Below are 22,122 nucleotides of genomic sequence, written 5' to 3' on the forward strand. Positions count from 1 at the left end.
GTCGGAAGCAGGAACCCGCCGAGACGACTGCGCAAGGAGCCATCCATGCGCAGCGTGGTAGGAATCTCCGGCCTAAAGGCCGGGGAGGATGTCAAACGAACGACACTTGCTTTCTGAGCCACTAACCTTGTAGAAAGACAAGGGCGAAAGGGCGGCTTTGATGCGGCGGCGCATTCTACAGCTTTGCATCCTCGGCTGGACGATGCTCCTCGTCCTGGCAGTGGGGGGCAGGGGATCCCTGCTGGTTCCCCACTTTTTTGGCATTGAAGCCCTGCAAGCCCAGGCTCAAACTCAAGCCGGAGAACTGCCGCAGCCGATGCGGCTCAAACTCCCCCCCGGCCTGGATCGCTACGCCTACGACAAGGCGGTGGGAGACTACTTTGAGGAAATCGAGCCGCTTTTGCCAGGTGGAGCCTATGCCCAGTGGGCCTTCTATCCCGTCCCTATCTACATCCAAGGGGATCACCCCCAGTGGAAGGCCTCCGTGGAGCAAGCGGTGAAGGAGTGGTCGGCCTACATCCCGCTCAAGGTGGTGGCCAAAGAGGAGGAGGCTTTCTACGGGATGAGCATTTACCGCGTTCCTCCTATTGGCGGCGGGGTGGCTGGGGCGGCCCGCCCGGAGTTTTTCTTCGCCTCCGATGGCTCTTTGCAGCAGCGGGTGCGCATCGTCATTGCAGAAGGACAGGGGTTGGCCGAAATAACGGCGGTGGCCCGACACGAGATCGGGCATGGGCTGGGGCTGTGGGGCCATAGCCCGAACCTGCGGGATCTGATGTATGGCGGACACCATGCGGCGGCTACCGGCAATCGGCGGGTGTTGCGGGTGCCCAACATTACCAAGCGGGATCTCAACACCCTCAAGCGCGTCTACGAGCAGCCCACCCTCAGCGGGCAGGTCTTTCCAGAGAGCTATCGCCGCCTGTTTGGCCAGCTTCTGCAGGAAAAGCCGCTGCCCGAGAGAGCTCTTGGATTGCCGCTAGCTAGAGCTGCAGGAGTTGCGACACCCCCTTGAGCGCCATAGCTAGGAGAAAAAAGAGCAACTGGGTGGCAACAATGCTGGGGCCGGAGGGCAGGTTGAAGGTTGCCGAGGCGATCATCCCCAGCACCGCGCTCAGTCCCCCAATGCCTATGGCCAGCATCACATAAGTCGTGAACCGGGATCCCAACATCCGTGCTGTCGAGGCCGGGATGACCACAAAAGCGCTCACCAGCAACACCCCCACCGAGCGAATCGCCAGGGCCACCACCACAGCCAGCAACACCACAAAGGCCAGCTTCTGCCAGCCCACCTGAACCCCCCGCGCCCGCGCCAGCGGCTCATCCAGGGTCAGCAACATTTGGGAGGGCAAAGTCAATCCCACATAGGCCGAGCTGATCAGCAAGAGGATCCCGCTCGTCCACAGGGCTGCCGGGCTGATCCCCAAAATCTCCCCAAACAACAACTGGTTGAGGTTGCCCCGATAGCCGGGCAGCAAGCTGAGGGCGATAACGGCCAGCGCCAAAGAGGAAGAGTAGATGATGTTCAGCACCGCATCCGCCGACAGTTGAGTGCGCTCCAAGACAAAGGTGACGCCCAAAGCAAACCCCACCCCAAACACCATCAACACCACGCTGGGATTCAGCCCCAGCAGCACTCCCAAAACAATCCCCAGCAGAGCCGAATGCCCCAGGGCATCGCTAAAAAACGACAGTTGCCGCAGAATAACAAAACTGCCCAGCAGCCCACCTGTCATGCCGGTGAGGATCCCACCCAGCATGGCCCGCTGCATAAAGGGCAACTGCAACAGCTCCACTACCCGCACCCAGCCCTCCAACATCGCCTTCCCCTCAGCGACGGTGGTAGCGGACAAAATGGTGCTCCGCACCGCTGTCGCGAACAGGCCCATAAACCCGGCTCAGCACTTCTGGTGCCAAAGCCACCTGGGGGGATCCCTGGCAGATGAGGGATTGGTTGAGGCACAGCACGCGGTCGCAATGGCGGGACACCATTTCCAGATCATGGGAGATCTGCAAAATGGCCCAGCCCAGAGATTGGCGCAGCTCTTCCAAGAGCCGGTAAAACTCCCCCTCGCTGAGCGTATCTAAGCCTGCCGGTGCCTCGTCGAGGATAAGCAGCCGCCGCGGCCAAGCCAAGCAATAGGCCAACAGCACCCGTTTCAGCTCCCCGCCGCTGAGCTGGCCCAAAGCCTTAGAGGACAGGTGGGATGCGCCGACCCGTTCCAACGCCTCTTTCACCGCCTGCCGCCGAGCAGAGCGCTGCTGCCAAGGCCAACAGGGTTGCAATGCCCCCCAACCCAAAGCCACAAACTCCTCCACCACCATGGGAAGCCCAGGATTGAACTGAAAACGCTGGGGCACGTAAGCCACCTGCTGCCGCACTGACGGGGGCAAATAACCGGACAGGCGCACCGGCTCTCCCAGAATCCAAACCGAGCCGCACTGCCGCGGCAGGATCCCCAAAATCGCCTGTACCAAGGTACTTTTGCCGGCTCCATTGGGGCCAACAACCGCCGTATGGGATCCCGCCCTCAGCTCAAACGACACATTTTGCACCGCCAACTGGGATCCCCGATAGACCGTCAGCCCCTCGACGCGCAGGACAACCTCGCCGGAGCAGGAGATCATCGCCCCCTCGCCAGCAGGTGTTCGAGAGCAGCTTGGCCCAGCAGCGGCAATTGCAGGGGCAGGAAGGCCGTCTCCTTCTCAAAGGCGGAGACCAGGTTCTCCACGTTTTGCCGCAGGATGGTCAGGTAATATTCCGGCTCGATCCCCTCAGGGCCAGCGGTTTCGATGGGATCGAAAACGCGAACTTGGATCCCTAGGTCTCTGGCCAAAACCTCAAAGGGGTTGTTACTCCCCAGCTGCGGTTCTACCAGGATCGTCTTCAGGCCGGATGCCCGCACCGTCTCCATCACCCGCCGCACATCTTCGGGGGAGGGGCTGGCTTCAGGGATCTCCACCAAGAACTCGGCTTTGAGGTTGTAGCGCTCGGCAAAATAGGGGGCAAAGTCGTGGAAGACCACAAAGCTTCTTCCGGCAAAGGGAGCTAGCCGAGCGGCAATCTCCTCATCCAAAGCCTTGAGCTTCTCGATAAAAGCAGCCGCATTGGCCCGGTAGATCTCCGCCCCTGCCGGATCCGCAGCGATTAAGCCGTCGCGGATGTTTTCCACCTGCTGAATGGCCCGCCTGGGATCCAGCCAAATGTGGGGGTTAAACTCGCCGTGGCTGTGCCCATGAGAGTGTCCATGACCGTGCCCGTGAGAATGGCCGTGACTGTGTCCATAAGAGTGTCCATGGCCGTGACCGTGGGAGTGCCCATGCTCTGGCTCCTCAGCCCGCAAAGTTGGGATCCCTTCGCTGCTGTCAACGATTTGCAATTGGGGGTTCCCAGCGCTGGCGATCAACCCTTCCAAAAACGTTTCCATACCCAACCCGTTGATCACCAGCACATCCGCCTGAGCCAGCAAACGAACCTCCTCAGGTCGAGCCTGAAAATCGTGCGGCCCCATCTGAGGGGGAATGAGCGGAGTGACTTCTGCCCGATCTCCGGCCACAGCACGGGTAAATTGCGTTATCGGCAAAATCGTGGTCACCACTTTGGGGGGGGTGGATCCCTGCTGGGCCCGGGACTCTTCTTGGCGCATCTGCAGGCTTCCCAGGATCCCGACCGAAAGAGCGGCCACCAGAGATACCAGCGATCGCATGGATCGAACAGAGCGAAGAGAGTTAAGCCTATCGGTCATGTGCAGAAATACCTCACAAAACAACAGAGACAGCAGAACTTGCAGAACCCGACCTTCGAAAAGCCAAAGCCCTCTGCTGGAGCAAAGAAAACATGCTCACCAGACCGTTGCTCCTGGAAGGGCTAAGGCTGAAATTGAGGCCCATCTCCCGCACAAACTCTGGGGAAACCCCCAAAATCTCTTCCGGCGCTAGGCCACTTAGCCCCTCCACCACAATGGCCACCAAACCCTTGACCAACTGAGCATCGGCATCCCCTTGGATGTAGACCTTGCCCTCCCTAAACTCGGTGGCCAGCCACACCCGCGAAGCGCAACCTCTGACTAGGTTCTCCTCCTTCCTCTCCGCTTCGGGAAAGGGTGGCAGGCGCTTGGCATAGGCTAGGAGAAGCTCATACTTCTGCCGCGAGGTCTTGGCCTTCTGGAAGCGATTGACAATTTGCTGCAGAGCTGCGGGCATCCCTCAGCTTGTCTAGAGTGAGAATGATAATCAAACTTATCATAACACCCCCACTCAGCGAGGGCGCAGGGGCACCTGCAAACTTTTGGGACTGTCGTTACCGAAGCGAGCGATAGCCGCCACTTACTCCCCGTGGTGAGAGGACCAGTTGCCAAAGTTGGCTGGCCCGGGCCTTGAAGCTACCGGCACTCATCAGGAGATAGAGCCGCCACATGCGGCGAAAGCGCTCATCGTAGCGGTCGGCTAATTTTGGCCATGCCTGCTCAAAATTGGCGTGCCAGGCTTTTAAGGTGGCCACGTAATTGATCCCAAAATTGTGCCAGTCTTCCAGCACAAATAAGCCCTCAAAGGCTGCAGTAATCAGATGAGGCGAGGGCAGCATCGAGTTGGGGAAAATGTAGCGCTCAATCCAGGGATCCCGCCCCTGGTAGGCCACGTTGCTGCCGATGGTGTGCAGAAGAAACAAGCCATTGTCGTTCAACAAGCGGCGGGCTACCTGCATAAACGTTCGGTAGTTTCGGTAGCCAACATGTTCAAACATGCCGACAGAAAGGATGCGATCAAACTTTCCCTGGGTCTGGCGGTAGTCCTCTAACCGAATCTCAACCGGCAGGCCGCGGCAGCGTTCGCTGGCCAGTTTGGCTTGCTCTTTGGAAACAGTAATCCCCACAACCTGCACCCCGTAGCGTTCGGCCAGGTACTGGGCTGTGCCGCCCCAGCCACAGCCGATGTCGAGCACCCGCATGCCGGGTTGGAGTTCCAGCTTGCGGGCAATGAGGTCAAGCTTAGCTTCTTGGGCTTCATCCAGAGTTTGCGCGCCCCCATCCCAATAGGCACAGCTGTAGATCATGCGGCGATCCAGCATGGCCTCATAGAGATCGTTGCCAATGTCGTAGTGGCGCCGGCCAATGACGAATGCCCCCTTGCCCCGCTGGCGGTTGATGAGGCGACTGTCCAGCCCAAGTAGGGGCTGAATTAGCCAACCCACCTGCTGCGGTGCCTGGGCAGTTAGGAGACGACAAACTAACTCATCAATGGCCTCGCAATCCCACCAGCCCTCCATGTAGGCCTCGCCAAAGCCCAGGGATCCATAGAGCAGGCAGCGCAGGTAGAGCCGCTCGTCGTGAACTTGAATATCCCAAGGTTGCGAGCCATTGAGGGTTATACCGGCAACATCCAAAACCCGAAGCGCATGCTGACGCGCCAGCCGGTGCAAGCTGTTGAGTCCTTTCCCCATCCCTAGGGATCCCTCACTGCAGGGAAACTGACTCAACAAATACAACCCAACGCGGCAAGGGATCCAACGAGTTTCCAGTTTCTAGGGATCCCCCCGAAGGGGGAACCTGAAGGCCCAGGCCCAATCGGCGATCACCGTCGAGAAAGCCTGCAATGGTTTCCAATTTCTAGGGATCCCCCCGAAGGGGGAACGTTATGGCTCCTGGAGGACCGCTACGACTGGCATTACACGTTTCCAATTTCTAGGGATCCCCCCGAAGGGGGAACTTTTGGTTCGGCAGCAGAACTACCCACGCTACTACGGGAGTTTCCAATTTCTAGGGATCCCCCCGAAGGGGGAACTAACCAAAGCACCCAGGTTCATACCTGGGTGTTCTTTCTGTTTCCAATTTCTAGGGATCCCCCCGAAGGGGGAACTTTACTACCGTACTGATGACGGCTGGGTCATCGGGGAGACGTTTCCAATTTCTAGGGATCCCCCCGAAGGGGGAACGCCCAAGCTCATAGTGAAGGAAATTGCTAACAAAACTTTCTAGTTTCCAATTTCTAGGGATCCCCCCGAAGGGGGAACACCAAACTATGCTGCTCTATACGAGAGTGGCTACTGAGAGTTTCCAATTTCTAGGGATCCCCCCGAAGGGGGAACGCATGATCTTTGAACCCCCAACTTGGGTGGAGTATGCAAGTTTCCAATTTCTAGGGATCCCCCCGAAGGGGGAACAAACCAAAGCGTGTTTGGTAAATGGACAACATTTCTTGTTTCCAATTTCTAGGGATCCCCCCGAAGGGGGAACCTCTTCTGTGGCTACCAGCCAGGGGGAGAATTAAAAAGTTTCCAATTTCTAGGGATCCCCCCGAAGGGGGAACAAGGTGGAGTTTAAACAAAACGGAGTCCGTTTGATGTTTCCAATTTCTAGGGATCCCCCCGAAGGGGGAACATGGCTAACACTGCGATCTTCTACGGAGTTCCTGGTAAAGTGTTTCCAATTTCTAGGGATCCCCCCGAAGGGGGAACGGGATGGAAACGAATCGGTATTGCCGAAGATACCGAGGTAGTTTCCAATTTCTAGGGATCCCCCCGAAGGGGGAACATATATTTCTTGGACCATCCAAATTCACTTAGTCAATGTTTCCAATTTCTAGGGATCCCCCCGAAGGGGGAACCCTGGGTGTACCACTATCGATCTGGTGATCCGGAATTGGGTTTCCAATTTCTAGGGATCCCCCCGAAGGGGGAACCTGCCGCTGGTGCTCTAGCCTCTGCAATTCGATCTGTTGTTTCCAATTTCTAGGGATCCCCCCGAAGGGGGAACATTATACTCGAACAGGGGTGGAACAGGATTGGGAAGCGTTTCCAATTTCTAGGGATCCCCCCGAAGGGGGAACGGTTCACACACCTGGGTGTTCTTTCTATCCCGTAAAGTTTCCAATTTCTAGGGATCCCCCCGAAGGGGGAACTTTCACCTGGGTGTTGTTTCTACTCCGATAAGGGAGGTTTCCAATTTCTAGGGATCCCCCCGAAGGGGGAACTGACGGTATGCCGCTATCGCGGCTACTGGTTAATTCTAGAAGGTTTCCAATTTCTAGGGATCCCCCCGAAGGGGGAACGAATAATCAAACTGAAGAGGAGCGATTAAGGTTAATCAGGTTTCCAATTTCTAGGGATCCCCCCGAAGGGGGAACTTACGGATGCAGGTGTTATTGCGCTATTGCAATGAGCTAGTTTCCAATTTCTAGGGATCCCCCCGAAGGGGGAACAGCGGACTTATCCCAGATACCAGCTGCTCTAATTTGACTGGTTTCCAATTTCTAGGGATCCCCCCGAAGGGGGAACGTACTACAATCCCGCATCATCTGATGAGTTGTACTTCTAGTTTCCAATTTCTAGGGATCCCCCCGAAGGGGGAACTTGAGTACGTGTATAATATCAATGCGCCATTCACCGAGTTTCCAATTTCTAGGGATCCCCCCGAAGGGGGAACCTCAAGTAGTATACGAACACGAGTCAAGAATTATTGACATGGTTTCCAATTTCTAGGGATCCCCCCGAAGGGGGAACTATTTCTGCCGTGAGGGGTCACGGGAGCAGTTTTACGAGTTTCCAATTTCTAGGGATCCCCCCGAAGGGGGAACTCAAATTTGACAGAAGCCTCCTGCTCCTCAGTTAGCTCATGGTTTCCAATTTCTAGGGATCCCCCCGAAGGGGGAACCCATCGAGGCATATGCTTCCGTCTACCGTTGTAACTACGGGAGGTTTCCAATTTCTAGGGATCCCCCCGAAGGGGGAACGTCCCTAGTCTTACCGGTCCCATCCAGGACAAAACTCTCACCGTTTCCAATTTCTAGGGATCCCCCCGAAGGGGGAACAGGGGTACGGTACACACCACCCCCACTACTTTGTAGTTTCCAATTTCTAGGGATCCCCCCGAAGGGGGAACTTCATACAGTGTACACCAAGCGGGGGGTTAAATACCTTGTTTCCAATTTCTAGGGATCCCCCCGAAGGGGGAACCCGTGGACAACCGCGGTTACTGCTATTTCGCGCTAATCCTCTGGTTTCCAATTTCTAGGGATCCCCCCGAAGGGGGAACTGCAAATTACGGGGGTCTAGAAGCCTATCTAAAGGACTGTTTCCAATTTCTAGGGATCCCCCCGAAGGGGGAACCCTACTGGACAAGCCCGTTGGACCCCTCTGGAAAAGAGTGGTTCGTTTCCAATTTCTAGGGATCCCCCCGAAGGGGGAACTGGCATACGCTCCTTGATGACCCGCTCTGTGTCAGTAGTTTCCAATTTCTAGGGATCCCCCCGAAGGGGGAACGCGAATAATTTGCTCCTTAGTGTACTTGTACATACAAGTTTCCAATTTCTAGGGATCCCCCCGAAGGGGGAACGTGGGGGCGTTCCCCAAAAGCGCAGAGAGCCTTATTGAGTGTAGTTTCCAATTTCTAGGGATCCCCCCGAAGGGGGAACCCGTGCAAAGCGTAGAGCGAGGGCTTTGGCCCTCCAAGTTTCCAATTTCTAGGGATCCCCCCGAAGGGGGAACCCAGAGCTCGAGGTTCACACCGAGAGCTTGAAGAACCGGATGTTTCCAATTTCTAGGGATCCCCCCGAAGGGGGAACTCCACCCCTATTAAACCCAAGCAGGGCAAGGAATGCAAGGCCCATTTGCGAGGGATCCGGAAAAAAGTCGGCAAAAAGAGTTTTGGCGAGGGGGTTTTGGGGCCGGAAAGCCTTGTGGCGCAAGGCGTCGAGGGATCGAACGAAAGAATCGGCCTTTGCGGCTTTTGGCGGATCGCTCGCGGAGGCGTTGATACCGTTTTGGTGTTCTTTTGGAAACATCGAGATCCAGACAAGGGCAGTAGGGCCCTGAGTCCACTGATAAGCCAACCTCAGCCAATCTAGCCGCGCAGGCGACCGGAGCGCAGGATGCTGATGACGAGCCACAGCCCCAACAGGCTGGCCGCGCCGAAGAGGAGTTCGCTCAGCCCAAAGACCTGGAAGCGCTGCGTCTGAGCCGAGATGATGGCGGCCCCGACGATTAGAGAGCCGACCACAATGCTGTAGGAAAGGCGGTTGGCCGACTGATCCAGGCTGCTGCGGATCCCGTCCAGCTCTTGGATGGTCAAGTTCCAGCGCTGGGTTTCCGAGGTGATGCGGCTGAGCAGCAGCTCCATCTGGCGCGGCGATTGCAGAGAGAGATTTTTCAAATCCAAAGCCGTGCGCAGCAGCGAAGGCAGAGGGGCCTCCCCCAGCAATTGCGCCCGAAACACATCCGCCATCAGGGGGCGAAGCTGCTCCGGCAGGTTGTAGTCGGGGGTGAGCTGGCGGGCGATCCCTTCCAAATTGGCCAGCGCCTTGGCACAGAGGCCCAAATTGCCGGGAATGCGGATCTGGTTGCGCCGGGCCGCCTGCAGGATCTCAGAAAAGAGCTGGCTGAAGTTGAGTTCCGCAATGCTCAGGGTGTAGTACTGCCGCAGAAGGCGCTCGTAGTCGCTTTGGAGCTGGGCCAAGCTGACAGTCTGCTCCCGCAAGCGGGCCGTGGATCTTTCCGGCAGGGCCAACTCCAGGGTCAATTCGGCACAGCGCTGGGCATCGAGGCTGACAATGGCCAGCATCAGCTCCAGCAGAATCTGCTGCGTACGCGGATCCAGCCGCCCAATCATGCCGCAATCCAGCAGGGCTACGCGACCGGATCCCAAGTAAAAGAGGTTGCCGGGGTGGGGATCGGCGTGGAAATAGCCATCAATGCAGATCTGCTGGAAAAAAGCGCGGGTCAAGAGGCGGGCGATGTTTTCTGGATCCGCGTCGCTGCGATCCGCCTCCAACAGGGGCCGGCCCTCGATCCACTCCAGCGTCAACACCTTTGGCGTAGTGAGAGGCCAATGGATGCGCGGCACCACCAGTTGGGCCGGATCAAACCAACGCCCCCTTTGCAACTGTTGGCGGAGCTGCTCGGTGTGGCGGGCCTCCTGGGTGAAGTCCAGCTCTGCTTGAATGGCCCGGCAGAACTCATCCGCCAAGGCCACCACATCTGCCAACCTGCCGAACTCCGTTTGCGCCACCAGCTCGGCAATGCCCCGGATTAGCCGCGTATCCCGCTCCACCACCGCCTCCAGCCCGGGCCGCTGGATCTTGAGGGCCACCCACTCGCCGCTGACCAGACAAGCCCGATGGACCTGGGCAATGGATCCCGCCGCAACCGACTCTGTGTCCAGGCTGCTGAACACCTGCTCCAACGGCTGCCGCAACTGCTGCCGCAGCAGGATCTCCACCGCATTCCAGGGAACAGGAGGTACGTCGGCCTGCAGAGTGCTGAGGGCCTCGATGTACTCTCGCGGCAACAGGTCCGGACGGGTGCTCAGCAGCTGGCCCAGCTTGACATAGACCGGCCCCAGATCCACCAAAATGTTGCGCAGCACCATTGGGGGGGGCAGTTGGGGTTCCCCAGCCTTGCCAAAAGAGAGCAAGCGGCGCATGTAGTCCCAACCGTGGCGCAAAACCACCTCCAGGATCTCGGCCTGACGCGCCCCACTCTGGGCCAGACGGGCAAACATCGCAGTCTCTCTCCCTGGAAGTCCAATGGCAGAGAAGCCCGATCCCTAGAAAAAGGGGATAGGGGCCACCCTACGGGTTCCATCCCAGCCGGTTTGCAGCCCCTCCCGCAACACCCGCAGCACCTCGTCGGTGTCGGCATTGGGCTGGGCAAAGGAGAAAACATGCTTGAAGCGCAGTTTGCCCTCCCGATCCACAACGAACTGGGCCGGCAGGGGTGCTCCCAGAGCTTGGCCAACCCCATAGAGGCGGAAGGTTTTGCACTCGGGATCCACCAGCAGCGGGTAAGGCAGCTGCAGGTCTGCTTGAATCTGCTGGCTTTGAACCGGATCGGTGCTGGTGACCATCAGCAGCTCCGCCCCCAGAGCTTGGATCTCCCTGTAGCGGGCTTTCAGCTCTTGGATGTGGGGGTAGCAAAAAGGGCAAAACAGCTTTTCGGTGAAGATACGAGTAAAAGCCAGAACCACCGGCTTTTGGCCGCGGTAGTCCGATAGCCGCACGGGATCCCCTTGCACGCGCGGCAGCTCAAAATCGGGGGCAATCTGGCCGATTTCCAGAGAAGTGTTGGCTGGTTGGGGGATGAAGTTGTCGGCAAAGCGACGGTTAAACAGTCCGCTGTTGCTGGTCATTGCAGTTTTTTACGTTTCTTTACTACTTGCCACCAGCCTAACCCAAAGCCTCGGCCACCGCCTTCAGCCGTCGGAGCTGGGCCCGCATATCCTGCTGGGTCGGCCCTGCTGCCAACAGGTAAAACCCTGCCGCCACCCAGGGACTGGGGATGCGGAAGTTGAAGCAATTGACTAGAAGGGTACCCCCCGGCTGGGGATGGCATTCCCAGCGGTCGGTTCCTTCAAAAAATCCCTTAAACTGCCACTGCACCAAGCCTTCTGCCCGCTCTGTAATCACGCAATCCAAGCTGGGGGATACAAACGGCAAGCGAAGGAAAAAGCGGTAGCGGCTGCCCAATTCCGCCAGAGGGGATCCCACCGCCTCACAGCCCAACAGCGGGTTGAGCCAGCGCTTCATCAACTCCAGGTCGGTGAGGCAGCGATCCACCTGGGCCACGCTGGCCGCAATCGGAATTGACTGGGTATAGATGGGCATCCTCAGGGGAAAGTTGGGGGAGCGAGCTTGGCCGCAGAGAGGTCTTCTGCCGTGGCAGAGGGGGATACGGTGCTCAGCAAAATCAAGATATCGCGATATTCCACCTGATCCGGCCCGCGACGGGGGGATCCCACTTGCACCACCGCCTGTTGGAGAGGCTTTTTGGGGTGGGGGGGAGACTCGAACACCAAGGTGCGGATCCCGTTGGCCTGCTCGATGTCCGAGAGGATGTCCCAGCCCCGGCCCCACAGGGTGCGGCGATAGTAGGCGGCAATCGCCTCCAGAGGCTGAGAGGTCTGCAAGATCAGGGAAGCAAGGCCCCCCTCTCGATCCCGAATCTGTCCCGAAGAGATGATGGAAGCGTTGGGCAACTGCAAGTGAGGGGGAAACTGAGGGGGAAGGGCGCGGGCATCTCCTAGGGAAGCCTCAAAGTGCGTGCCATCTTTGCCGATGTGACGCCGCACGGGATCCTGATCCACTTCTTGAGCAACCGGATCAGGCATCTTGCGGCAGGCCACGAGGGATCCCGCCAACAGCCCCAGGGTTAGCCGAGTAAGAATAGGCAAAGAACTTGGCCCCACTGACGTGAACCGCTCAAGACGGGGATTTTTTCTCATCCGTTTTTCTCATCCGTTGGCCAGGGATCCCTGACTGGTTATAGCGGATCCCGCCTTTGGATACAACCAATCTCCCTTTCTGGGCCAAGTTCCAGAGCAGCCATCATTCGTCGAGCCAGGGCTGACAACTGCACACCAGGTGGCGATCCCCGTAGGCGTTGTCGATGCGGCTGACGCTGGGCCAGAACTTGTGGGCCTTGACCCAAGGGAGCGGGTAGGCGGCCAGCGAGCGAGGATAGGGGCGATCCCAGTGGTCGGCAGCCACCACCTCGGCGGTGTGGGGGGCCAGCTTGAGGGGATTGCGCACCGGATCCATCTCGCCTCGCTCAATGGCGGCAATCTCCTGGCGGATGGCAATCATCGCCTCGCAGAAGCGATCCAGCTCCTCCAGAGATTCGCTCTCGGTGGGCTCCACCATCATTGTCCCCGGCACCGGCCAGGAGGTGGTGGGGGCGTGGAAGCCATAGTCCATCAGGCGCTTGGCCACATCTTCCACCTCGATGCCAGCGCTTTTTTTCAGGGGGCGCAAATCCAAAATACACTCGTGGGCTACCCATCCCCCCGGCCCCTTGTAGAGCACCGGGTAGTAGGGATCCAACCGCTTGGCGATGTAGTTGGCGTTGAGGATGGCCACTTGGCTGGCCAGGGTGAGGCCGGCGGATCCCATAAGGCGAATGTAGGCCCAGGAGATGGGCAAAATGCTGGCACTGCCCCACGGGGCAGCGCTGACGGGGCCGTTACAGCCGGGCAAAACAGGATGGCCAGGCAAATAGGGCACAAGGTGGCGGGCCACGGCAATGGGCCCTACCCCCGGCCCACCTCCCCCATGGGGAATGCAGAAGGTCTTGTGCAGGTTGAGGTGGCAGACATCGGCCCCCAGCTCGGCAGGACGGCAGAGGCCCACCTGAGCGTTGAGGTTGGCCCCATCCATGTACACCTGTCCCCCCGCCTCGTGGATTATCTGGCAAATCTCGCGGATCCCTTCCTCAAACACACCGTGGGTAGAAGGGTAGGTGATCATCAAGGCGGCCAGCCGCTCCCGGTGCTGCTCCACCTTGGCCCGCAGATCCTCAATGTCGATATTGCCGGCTTCATCACAAGCTACGCTCACCACCTGCATCCCCGCCATCACGGCGCTGGCCGGGTTGGTTCCGTGGGCCGAGGTGGGGATCAAGCACACCTGCCGCCGGCTTTCCCCTCTGGCTTGGTGGTAGCGGCGGATGGCCAACAGGCCGGCATATTCCCCCTGAGATCCGGCGTTGGGCTGCAGAGAAACTCCGGCAAAGCCGGTGATCTCCGCCAGCATCTTTTCCAACTGGGCAAAGAGGGCTTGGTAGCCGCGGGCCTGCTCCAGGGGCACAAAAGGATGGAGCTGGGCAAACTCCGGCCAGGTGACCGGCATCATCTCCACCGTGGCGTTCAGCTTCATGGTGCAAGAGCCCAAGGGGATCATGGAATGGGTGAGAGCCAGATCCCGGCTTTGCAGGCGGTGGATATAGCGCAGCAGCTCAGTTTCCGAGTGGTAACGGTTAAAGACCGGGTGAGTGAGGTAGGGTGTGGCGCGCAGGAGCTGGGGCGGCAGGCTCTGGCCCAAGTCCAGCTCTGGGCTGTCGGGATCCCAAGCTGGCGGTAAGGACTCCGTTCCGCTGCGGGGAAGGGTTCCGGCAAAGATCTCCCACAGATCCCGCAGATCCTGAGCGGTGGTAGCCTCATCCAAGCTGATCCCCAGCGTCTGGTCATCGATCTGGCGTAGGTTGATCTGTCGCTGGGCAGCGCCGGCCTGGATCGCCTGCACCTGCTCTGGAGAAGCTACCTTGACCCAGAAGGTATCGAAGAAATGCTCTGGCCCCACCTCATAACCCAACTGACGGATCCCGGTGGCCAAGTGATGGGCCTGGCGGTGGATGCGCTCGGCTATGTGTCGCAAGCCGCGGGGGCCGTGGTAGACGGCATACATAGAAGCCATCACCGCCAAAAGCACCTGGGCAGTGCAGATGTTGCTGGTGGCCTTGTCCCGCCGGATGTGCTGCTCGCGGGTCTGCAACGCCAAGCGCAGGGCCGGCTTGCCTTGAGCATCCTGAGAAATCCCCACCAGCCGTCCTGGCAGCAGCCGCTTGTGGGCCTCGCGGGTGGCGAAGTAAGCTGCATGGGGGCCACCATAGCCCAAAGGCACCCCGAAGCGCTGGGTGGATCCCACCACGATGTCCGCTCCCCACTCTCCTGGGGGTTGCAATAGGGTCAAGCTGAGCAGGTCGGCAGCCACCGCCACCACCATCCCCTTCTGGTGAGCCTGCTCCACCAACTGCCGGTAGTCCCGGATTTCCCCATAGGTGCTGGGATACTGCAGGAGTAATCCAAAACCCTTTTCCAGGGAGAGTTCTGTTGGATCGGCTATGCGCACCTGGATCCCCAAGGGCTCTGCCCGCGTCTGCACCACGGCAATCGTCTGGGGATGACAGCCCCTATCCACCCAGAAAACTGGGGATCCCTTGCCTGCCAAGGTGTAGGCAAGAGCCATGGCTTCGGCGGCTGCGGTGGCTTCGTCCAGCAGGGAAGCATTGGCGATCTCCATCCCCGTCAGGTCGATCACCATCGTTTGGAAATTGAGCAGGGCCTCCAGTCGTCCCTGGGCGATCTCGGCTTGGTAGGGGGTGTAGGGGGTGTACCAGGCAGGGTTTTCCAGGATGTTGCGCTGAATCACCGGTGGCGTCAGGGTGTTGGAATAGCCCATGCCCAAAAAGGAGCGCCACACCTGGTTCTGGGCCGCCATTGCCTGCAGTTCCGCCGACACCTGCTGCTCAGGGCAAGGGGATCCCAATTGCAAAGGCCGGCTGCTGCGAATGGCCGGCGGCACCGCTTTTTCCACCAGCTCCCGCAGCGAACTCAGCCCTAACGCTTGCAACATCTGCCCAATTTGCCGGGCATCCGGCCCAATGTGCCGTCTGAGAAAGAGTTCGGTCTGCCCCAGCAACTCCAGCTCCGGAGAAGGCGTGGGTTGTGGGATCCCTGGAGATGGATCCCGGCTGGGGGGGTCAAGTCGAGTCGAGTGGAGAAGGGCCAAGTCGGACATGGTGCGATAGCCGAGAAAGGGAGAGCAAGAAAGACTGTCTCCTGATCATAGTTGTTAAAAATTGTTTCTGTCGGGATCCAAATCCTGTCTTGGCCCTCGATTCGGGGTGGAGGGGATGAGACACTAGATGGTCGGAGAATGTTAGCAACCTATACAGATGAGCCTTTTGGATTCTGCTTGGAGAAGTGATGCTATGCGCTGGCTGCTGTCCATCTTGGTTCGTGTGGTGTTAGTGCTCTGTCTGTGCTTCGCTCCTTTGGGGATCCCTGTTGTGGCCAGGGCCGCAGAGCTTCCCCCGGTAAAGCACTTGGACACTCCGATTGACGTGAACAACACCATCTTGCGCAACTACCGCCAACTGCCCGGCTTCTATCCCACCCTAGCTCGCATCCTGGTGAAAAATGCCCCCTACAAGAGTCTGGAAGACATGTTGCAGATCTCAGGCCTGACAGAGCAGCAAAAGGCCCTGATCAAAGCCAACGCCGAGAACTTCGTGTTTGGCGAGTATCAGGAAGGGGCTAACCAACTGGAAAACCGCATCAACCAAGGGTACTACGGCTGATCTCGGCAGAGGGGCCATCGGGAGAATCGGCTTTTGTAGGAAAGGGATCCTGTGGCCTACGATAACGTCTGCAAGTACTTGGTGGAATGGTTCCCCGAGTCCTTTGCCCGGTGGCTGCTGGGATCCCCGGTTCCCTTGATCCAGCTCCAGCCAACGGAGCTCTCCAGCGAGCCCATTCGCGCGGACTCCCTCATCCTGCTGAGGGCCCAAAACCTGATTTTGCATCTGGAGTTTCAAACCGATCCGGATCCCGACATTCCCTTGCGCATGGCCGACTACTGCCTGCGCCTGTTCCGTCGCTATCCCGACCAGGAGGTGCGGCAGATTGTCATCTACCTGAGAAAAACCCAGTCAGAACGGGCGTACCAAACCTCTTTTCAACGGGGATCCCTTTCTCATCGCTTTGAGGTCTTGCGCCTGTGGGAACAAGATCCGGAGGTGCTATCTCAATATCCAGGACTCCTGCCTTTAGCCGTGTTGGCAGATCCGGAAAACCCGGAGCCGCGACTCCGCCAAGTGGCCAGAGCAATAGCAGAGATAGAGGATCCAAAGCTACGGCAAGAGGTGAAAGCGGCCACTGCTGTCTTGGCAGGATTAACATGGACGCCAGAGGAAATCAGCAGGGTTCTGGGAGGTTTGGCTGTGCGGGAATCGACCATCTATCAGATGTGGCGAGCAGAAGCCCTCAAAGAAGGGCGAGAGGAGGGCCTGAAACAAGGTCTAGAGCAAGGTCTGCAACAGGGTCTGCAGCAAGGTCTGCAACAGGGTCTGCAGCAAGAAGCAGCTCGACTGACTCTGAGTCAACTGCGGCGCAAGCTGGGATCTTTGCCGGAAGACCTGTCTGAAACCATCCGCCTCTTACCTACCGAGCAACTGGAGGCTTTGGCGGAAGCGCTGTTGGACTTCCAAACCCTGGCCGATTTGATCCAATGGCTCAGGGAGTCATCATCCAACTAGGGTTTGCCGTCGCGGCCTTTTCCAACCTCACAGGACTCTGTGGGTGAGTTAGGATCCCTGTTACTCAGATGGACTCGATGAAACGGCCACAGGTTTTGATCTGTGGCTACTACGGCTACGGCAATGCCGGCGATGAGGCGTTGTTGCTGGCTCTCTTACGAGAGCTAGAGCAGTTGCCCAGCCCCGTACAGCCGGTGGTGCTCTCCCGTCGCCCTGCCGAAACGGCTGCCACCTATGGGGTGCTGGCCTATCCGCGCTTCAACAGTTTGGCTTTACGGCGCTGTCTCCAGGAGGCCCAGGCTTTCATCTGGGGTGGAGGTGGCCTGCTGCAGGATCGCACCAGTTGGCGCAGCCCTCTCTACTACCTGGGGGTGATGGGCCTAGCCCAGCGATGGGGGCTAAGAACCGTTGCCTGGGCCCAAGGGATCGGGCCGCTGCAGCGGGGGTGGATTCGTGCACTGGCCCGTCGCTCGTTGGCAGGTTGCACGGCCATCAGTGTGCGGGATGGGGTTGCCTCCCAATGGCTGCAAGAGTGGGGGATCCCTCACCAGGTGGCTCCGGATCCCGTCTGGAGTTTGCCGTCCAAAACCTTGCCGGAATGGGAAACGTGGCCTCAGCCCCGCATTGCTGTGGTCTTGCGTCCGCATCCGCAACTGACTGGAGCCTGTCTAGAAGCTTTGAGCCAGGGTTTACAGCGTCTCCAGGCTTCCACGGGGGCATACCTTCTCTTCGTGCCCTTTCAGCTGGCTCCTCCCGGATCCCCTGACCTTGGGCCAGACTACCACTTGGCTCAGCAGCTTCAGCAGCGCCTACCCCACCGTAGCCAAGTGCTGGAAATTCGGGATCCCTGTCTATTGAAAGGAGTCTTTCGGGGTGTCAGGCTGGCGATCACCATGCGCTACCACGGATTGGTGATGGCGGCGGCAGAGGGCTGCGCCTGTTTTGGTCTCAGCTACGATCCCAAGGTGAAAACGCTGCTCCAGGAATTGGGCATGCCTGGCTGGGATCTGCAGGAGATGCCCACCGATCCTGAAGCCTTACACCAAGCTTGGCTGGCCTGCTACTCAGAGAGCCTAGCTCTCAGCCCTGCCCAAGCTGACCTGTGGGCGAGGCAATCGGCTCAGCACGCTCAGTTGTTGAGACAGCACCTGAAGTGGGGTTGATGGGGTTGCCTGGAGAAGTTGCTGCCAGGGCGAATTCCGGTAGCGGTTCTTCTGGAGAGCCGCTTTACCCCAAAAGTAGGGGGGCACGGTGTCCCCGAACCAAAGCGCTGCGTGCATCCGCTTGAGGAGGCCCCCAATTCATTGAGGGGAGGACGTCACCTGAGAGGGTTTTGGGGGAGAAACTCCCGATCCAGGGGCAGGGGGGCGACAGGTTGGGTGAGGGTAAATTGGCCGCTTTCTATCCACTGCTTGAGGATTTCGGCAATTTGTATGGAGCGGCGCAAGCTGGCCAGGGGAGCGGTGCGAATCTTGCGGCCATTGAGGGTGATCTGGCCAGATTTGAGTTGGGCATAGCTCACTAAGCCAAAGGTGGGCCGCACCCGGCGGGGAATGGAAAAGTCAATCACGGGGGCAACCAACTCCTCATCCCGAATGGCAATGGCCTCTAAATCCGCAGGAGCAAGGATGGGGATGGGGATCCCGACCCCCAACATCAAGCTGGGGCCGTAGTTGCGGAAGTAGCAGCCCCTCACCCATTCCGCCTGCATTTGCTTGGCATCCCCAATCAGGGCTAGAGTGGCCGCCGGGCCGATGGGAGTTTGGTTGGGCAATCGCTTTTGCAGCGGAAAGTGTTGGGTGCCCTCCCAGGCGACGTAGCCGATGCCGCCTCCCAAAAAGATGCGGCTGCCGATCCCCACCCGGCGCAACAGGGGATCGTTCAACAAGGGGGATAGCTCTCCCGGGTTGGAATAGACGGCATTGCCCAGATGCGGTTCCAACAGACCCAAGTAGGTGTACAAAGGCCGATCCCCGCCGTTCACCCCGACGATGAAGTTTTGGTAGGCATTGCGGGGGTTGAACAGGTAAAACTGGTTGAGCTGATCCCGAGTCAGGGTGGTCTCGTAGTCGGCGCGGGGGTAACAATCGGTCACTTGGCCGATGGCCCGCAAATGGACGCGCTTGCCCGCCACCAGGTCGGCAATGACATGGCCGCCCCCATAGGCTTGATCCGCTTGCTCGCTGGGTTGGGCTGCCCCCAGGTAAAGATCCACCGCGCCAAATCCGGCATAGGCCGGTACCCCGTTCAGCCAAGCTTGGCGAATCTTGATGGGCGGATCCGTATGGCCCAGGTTCACAATGGCTCCTGAAGACTCCATTGGCTCAAAGGTGCCGGTGGTGATCACATCCACCTGCTCAAAGGCTTCCTGGATCCCCAAGGTGGCCAGCTTGGCTTTGGCTTCCAGGGCCGTCCACACCCGCACCTGGCCTTTGGCAATGCGTTGGTTAATCTGGTCTAGGGTTCTCTCCATGGGATGTGAAGATCGCAATGGTTGGTCGCGTTGGCGGTGTGGAGCACTAGGCAGTCTTGATCGCTTGATCGTCGAGGGATCCGCTCCCATCTTGAATTCTCTCGTGAGGCAGCTCTTGGGACTGGCTCAATGAATAGCTTAAATGGACGGGGATCTGGGCCGGTGGGGCTTAAGGGGATCCGGCAGTATGGGCCGCTTTTGCCGGCGTTGGGGTTGGTGGGCCTGCTCTACGGCGGGGGGCTGCTGCTGGCTCTGGCCCAGAGTGTGGGCCTCTACGGCCTGGGCGAGAGGGGGTTTACCCTGCAGGGGTATGGGGAGCTGCTGCGGGATGCGGAAGTCGGGGGATCCCTGTTGCTCAGCCTCAGAATCGCTCTGTTGGCAACGGGGTTGGCGCTGGTTTTGGGGCTGGGACTGGCGCTGCTGTTGCGGGGGGTGGGGGGGTGGTCCATCTGGCTTGGCCAGCTGACGCTGCCGATTCCTCATTTGGTGGGGGTGGCGGGGATGCTGCTGCTGCTGGGGCCCAGCGGTTGGCTGGCGCGGCTGGCCTTCCAACTGGGCTGGATTGCCTCGGATCAGGATTTTCCCTTGTGGGTGAACGACCGCGGCTATGTGGGGGTGTTGCTCTATTGGCTTTGGAAGGAGATCCCGTTTGCCGCTCTGGTGGCGCTGACGCTGCTGCGCGGGATGGGATCCGAGCTGGAGCAACAGGCTCGGCTGCTGGGGGCTTCTGCCGCCCAAACGTTTTGGTATGTGACCCTGCCCTTGCTGAGGCCGGGGCTGCTGGCCACCGGGATCCTCATCTTCGGTTTCGTCTTCAGCGCTTTTGAGGTTCCCTTGCTCTTGGGGCCCACCTACCCGCGCACCTTGCCCGTTCTGATCTATCAGCGCTTCACCCACATCAACCTGGAGCAGCGGCAGCAGGCGGTGGCGCTGGGGATCATCCTGCTGGCTGTCTCGGCAGCGGTGGTCAGCCTAATCGGAGGGCTGTTTGCAGCCAGAGTATCCTTTCTGCAGCTGCCGTTTGGCTCAGCGGGACGGAGTCCTTGGAGAAAGCCGTGAAAGGACGCAGATGGATTGGGGGATCCCTGCTCCGCCTTGGGGTGGCCGGAGTGGCCCTCCTTTGGGCTTTGCCCTTTGGGGTGCTGGCCCTTTGGGCCTTCACGCGGGCCTGGTATTTTCCCGATGCCCTGCCCCGGGCATGGAGCATAGCCGGTTGGCAGCAACTGCTGAGCTGGGGATCCCAGTTCCGGGCAGCCTTCGGCCAGAGCTTGCAAATTGCCCTGTTCACCACCCTGCTGGCCCTGGGGGTGGGGATCCCGGCGGGACGAGTTTTGGGCACCCATCCTGTGCCCGCCTGGCTGCGCCTGCTGTTGCTGTTGCCCGTCATCACCTCTCCTCTGGCTGTGCTGATGGGGATCCAAGGGGTGCTGATTCGCCTGCGGCTAGACGGTGCCCTGCTGGGGGTGGTGCTGGTGCATCTGATCCCCACCATTCCCTACATGGCTCTGGTGATGGGCAGTGTGTTCGCCCGTTTCGACCGCGGCTACGAGGCGCAGGCCCGCTGTTTGGGGGCGGATCCCTGGCAGGTGTGGTGGCAGGTAACGTTGCCCCTCATTGCCCCTGGGGCAGCCATTGGGGCGGTATTTGCCTTTTTGATCTCTTGGAACGAATTTTTGCTCACCTTCTTTGTCGGCGGTGGGCGGGTTCTCACGCTGCCAATGCTGCTCTACAGCCTTTTGCAAGGGGGAAACAATACCCTGGTGGCTGCAGTGGCCTTCCTGTCGCTGCTGCCGGGGTGGTTGGCCTTGCTGGGGGCCAGCGTCTGTTTGGGGCAGGCCATCGGGTTACCCCCCACAGAGGTTCAAGAGGGGGAGAGCTAATATCCCTTCAGGGCCAGGTTGGGCCGTTGCAGAGCAGCTCCCACCCGTTGAACCTGAGTTTTGAAGCTGCCATCTCGCTCCAACCATATCTGCCTCAGGGCAGGGGGAATTACCTCCAGGCCAAACTGGGGGCTCTTGGGACGAAATTGCACACAGGTTGAGGGACAAGCCAGGTAATCAACCCCCTCCCGCCGGCGGTGCAGGTCTTGGTGAATATGGCCGAATACAACGAGGCGGATGTGGTCGAACTCGTCCAGAACCCCAAACAACCGCTCCGGCTGCTGCAGGGCACTTTGATCCAGCCAGGCAGAATCCACCGAAAAAGGGGGATGGTGCAAGGCCAACAAAACATGGTGTTGGGCGGCTTTGCTCCGCTGCAATTCTTGTTTCAGCCACAGCAGCGTGCGATCCGTCAGGTAACCGCTGTCTTTGCCGGGCACGAGGGAGTTCAATAAAATAAAACTCCAATTTTCCCGGCTGAAGCTCTTGTCCCCGAATAGCCGCTCGGCGTGGAGCTCTTGGTTCATGTTGTGCAGGCGATCGTGGTTGCCTGCCAACCAGTAAGTATCGATGGGGAGAGCCTGCAAATGGGCTCTCAAACGAGCGTAGGATGCTGCACTGCCATCTTGAGAGAGATCTCCGGTGAGCAGCAGCAGATCCGGCAAGGGATCCAGAGCGGCAATGGCCTTTTGCACCTGCAGGAAAGAGGCTTCCGTGTCCACCCCCAGCAGCCGGTGATGGGGCCTGGCAAACAGATGCAGGTCGCTGATCTGAACCACGTACACGGTCATAGAGCAAGCCCAAGAGGGGTGGGATCCCATCTCCGCAGGTTCAAAACACTACCGTTCTAGCACCAGATGGCCCGGCTGGAACCCGTAGGTAGGGTCATTTCAATGCAACCTAGGAACTGCACCCACACCTAAAATGTTGAATGCAGGGAACCACAAGGCTTTTCTCAGTAGCCCAGGCGT

General features: G+C 59.1%; 18 protein-coding genes and 1 CRISPR repeat array. Of the genes, 6 read left to right on the forward strand and 12 right to left on the reverse strand.

From position 1 onward, the window contains the following. Positions 1-160 precede the first annotated feature (160 nt). The gene (locus ACVWZU_RS10935) at positions 161-1,012 is read left to right on the forward strand and encodes a hypothetical protein (protein WP_414332345.1); all 852 of its coding nucleotides are present in this window, start codon (positions 161-163) and stop codon (positions 1,010-1,012) included. Here ACVWZU_RS10935 and ACVWZU_RS10940 read toward each other — a convergent pair. From ACVWZU_RS10940 to gcvP, 10 genes are all read right to left on the reverse strand, one after another. After that, positions 981-1,817 (reverse strand): metal ABC transporter permease, encoded by an 837-nt coding sequence (locus tag ACVWZU_RS10940; RefSeq protein ID WP_457444898.1) that lies wholly within the window; start codon positions 1,815-1,817, stop codon positions 981-983. The genes ACVWZU_RS10935 and ACVWZU_RS10940 overlap by 32 nt on opposite strands. Positions 1,818-1,827: 10 nt before the next feature. Further along, complete coding sequence (locus ACVWZU_RS10945) at positions 1,828-2,625, reverse strand: metal ABC transporter ATP-binding protein (protein ID WP_457444878.1); 798 nt, start codon at positions 2,623-2,625, stop codon at positions 1,828-1,830. After that, positions 2,622-3,743: a metal ABC transporter solute-binding protein, Zn/Mn family gene (locus ACVWZU_RS10950; protein WP_457444880.1), complete on the reverse strand. Its 1,122-nt coding sequence runs from the start codon at positions 3,741-3,743 to the stop codon at positions 2,622-2,624. The genes ACVWZU_RS10945 and ACVWZU_RS10950 overlap by 4 nt, the downstream gene beginning before the upstream one ends. Positions 3,744-3,756: 13 nt before the next feature. Next, entirely contained in the window at positions 3,757-4,200 is a 444-nt protein-coding gene (locus tag ACVWZU_RS10955) for a SufE family protein (protein ID WP_011431815.1), read from the reverse strand. Positions 4,201-4,297: 97 nt separating this feature from the next. Beyond that, positions 4,298-5,437 carry a cyclopropane fatty acyl phospholipid synthase gene (gene cfa / locus ACVWZU_RS10960; protein ID WP_457444900.1) on the reverse strand — a complete coding sequence of 380 codons (1,140 nt, stop codon included), beginning with the start codon at positions 5,435-5,437 and terminating at the stop codon, positions 4,298-4,300. 70 nt (positions 5,438-5,507) lie between these two features. Beyond that, positions 5,508-8,556: direct repeats of the CRISPR family, unit length 36 nt; unit sequence GTTTCCAATTTCTAGGGATCCCCCCGAAGGGGGAAC. A 278-nt stretch (positions 8,557-8,834) separates the two neighbouring features. Further along, positions 8,835-10,490: an ABC1 kinase family protein gene (locus tag ACVWZU_RS10965; protein ID WP_457444882.1), complete on the reverse strand. Its 1,656-nt coding sequence runs from the start codon at positions 10,488-10,490 to the stop codon at positions 8,835-8,837. A 45-nt stretch (positions 10,491-10,535) separates the two neighbouring features. After that, positions 10,536-11,117, reverse strand: a complete 582-nt coding sequence (locus tag ACVWZU_RS10970) for a peroxiredoxin family protein (protein ID WP_414332206.1) — start codon at positions 11,115-11,117, stop codon at positions 10,536-10,538. A gap of 37 nt (positions 11,118-11,154) precedes the next feature. Beyond that, the gene (locus ACVWZU_RS10975) at positions 11,155-11,592 is read right to left on the reverse strand and encodes an SRPBCC family protein (protein WP_011431811.1); all 438 of its coding nucleotides are present in this window, start codon (positions 11,590-11,592) and stop codon (positions 11,155-11,157) included. A gap of 2 nt (positions 11,593-11,594) precedes the next feature. After that, positions 11,595-12,158 carry a hypothetical protein gene (locus tag ACVWZU_RS10980; protein ID WP_457398072.1) on the reverse strand — a complete coding sequence of 188 codons (564 nt, stop codon included), beginning with the start codon at positions 12,156-12,158 and terminating at the stop codon, positions 11,595-11,597. Between the two features lie 154 nt (positions 12,159-12,312). Further along, on the reverse strand, positions 12,313-15,279 hold the full coding sequence (gene gcvP, locus ACVWZU_RS10985) for an aminomethyl-transferring glycine dehydrogenase (protein WP_457444885.1): 2,967 nt from the start codon (positions 15,277-15,279) through the stop codon (positions 12,313-12,315). 193 nt (positions 15,280-15,472) lie between these two features. Between gcvP and psbU the strand changes: the two genes are divergently transcribed. The 3 genes from psbU (at position 15,473) to csaB (ending at position 17,961) form a co-directional block, all read left to right on the forward strand. Further along, positions 15,473-15,841, forward strand: coding sequence for a photosystem II complex extrinsic protein PsbU (gene psbU / locus ACVWZU_RS10990; RefSeq protein WP_041436072.1), 369 nt, complete (start codon positions 15,473-15,475; stop codon positions 15,839-15,841). A 51-nt stretch (positions 15,842-15,892) separates the two neighbouring features. After that, entirely contained in the window at positions 15,893-16,798 is a 906-nt protein-coding gene (locus ACVWZU_RS10995; RefSeq protein ID WP_457444887.1) for an Rpn family recombination-promoting nuclease/putative transposase, read from the forward strand. A 77-nt stretch (positions 16,799-16,875) separates the two neighbouring features. Beyond that, positions 16,876-17,961 (forward strand): polysaccharide pyruvyl transferase CsaB, encoded by a 1,086-nt coding sequence (gene csaB, locus ACVWZU_RS11000; RefSeq protein ID WP_414406849.1) that lies wholly within the window; start codon positions 16,876-16,878, stop codon positions 17,959-17,961. Positions 17,962-18,116: 155 nt separating this feature from the next. Here csaB and ACVWZU_RS11005 read toward each other — a convergent pair whose 3' ends face one another. After that, positions 18,117-19,271, reverse strand: coding sequence for a homocysteine biosynthesis protein (locus ACVWZU_RS11005; RefSeq protein WP_414329883.1), 1,155 nt, complete (start codon positions 19,269-19,271; stop codon positions 18,117-18,119). Positions 19,272-19,400: 129 nt separating this feature from the next. Here ACVWZU_RS11005 and ACVWZU_RS11010 point away from each other — a divergent pair, with 129 nt between their 5' ends. Beyond that, positions 19,401-20,330, forward strand: coding sequence for an ABC transporter permease (locus ACVWZU_RS11010; RefSeq protein WP_457444889.1), 930 nt, complete (start codon positions 19,401-19,403; stop codon positions 20,328-20,330). Further along, positions 20,327-21,151 carry an ABC transporter permease gene (locus ACVWZU_RS11015; protein ID WP_414424115.1) on the forward strand — a complete coding sequence of 275 codons (825 nt, stop codon included), beginning with the start codon at positions 20,327-20,329 and terminating at the stop codon, positions 21,149-21,151. Before ACVWZU_RS11010 ends, ACVWZU_RS11015 begins: the two co-directional genes overlap by 4 nt. Here ACVWZU_RS11015 and cpdA read toward each other — a convergent pair. Then, positions 21,148-21,942 (reverse strand): 3',5'-cyclic-AMP phosphodiesterase, encoded by a 795-nt coding sequence (gene cpdA / locus ACVWZU_RS11020; protein WP_457444891.1) that lies wholly within the window; start codon positions 21,940-21,942, stop codon positions 21,148-21,150. The two genes, ACVWZU_RS11015 and cpdA, sit on opposite strands and share 4 nt — an antisense overlap. Positions 21,943-22,122: the final 180 nt, after the last annotated feature.

This window comes from Thermostichus sp. MS-CIW-26 (assembly GCF_054059115.1).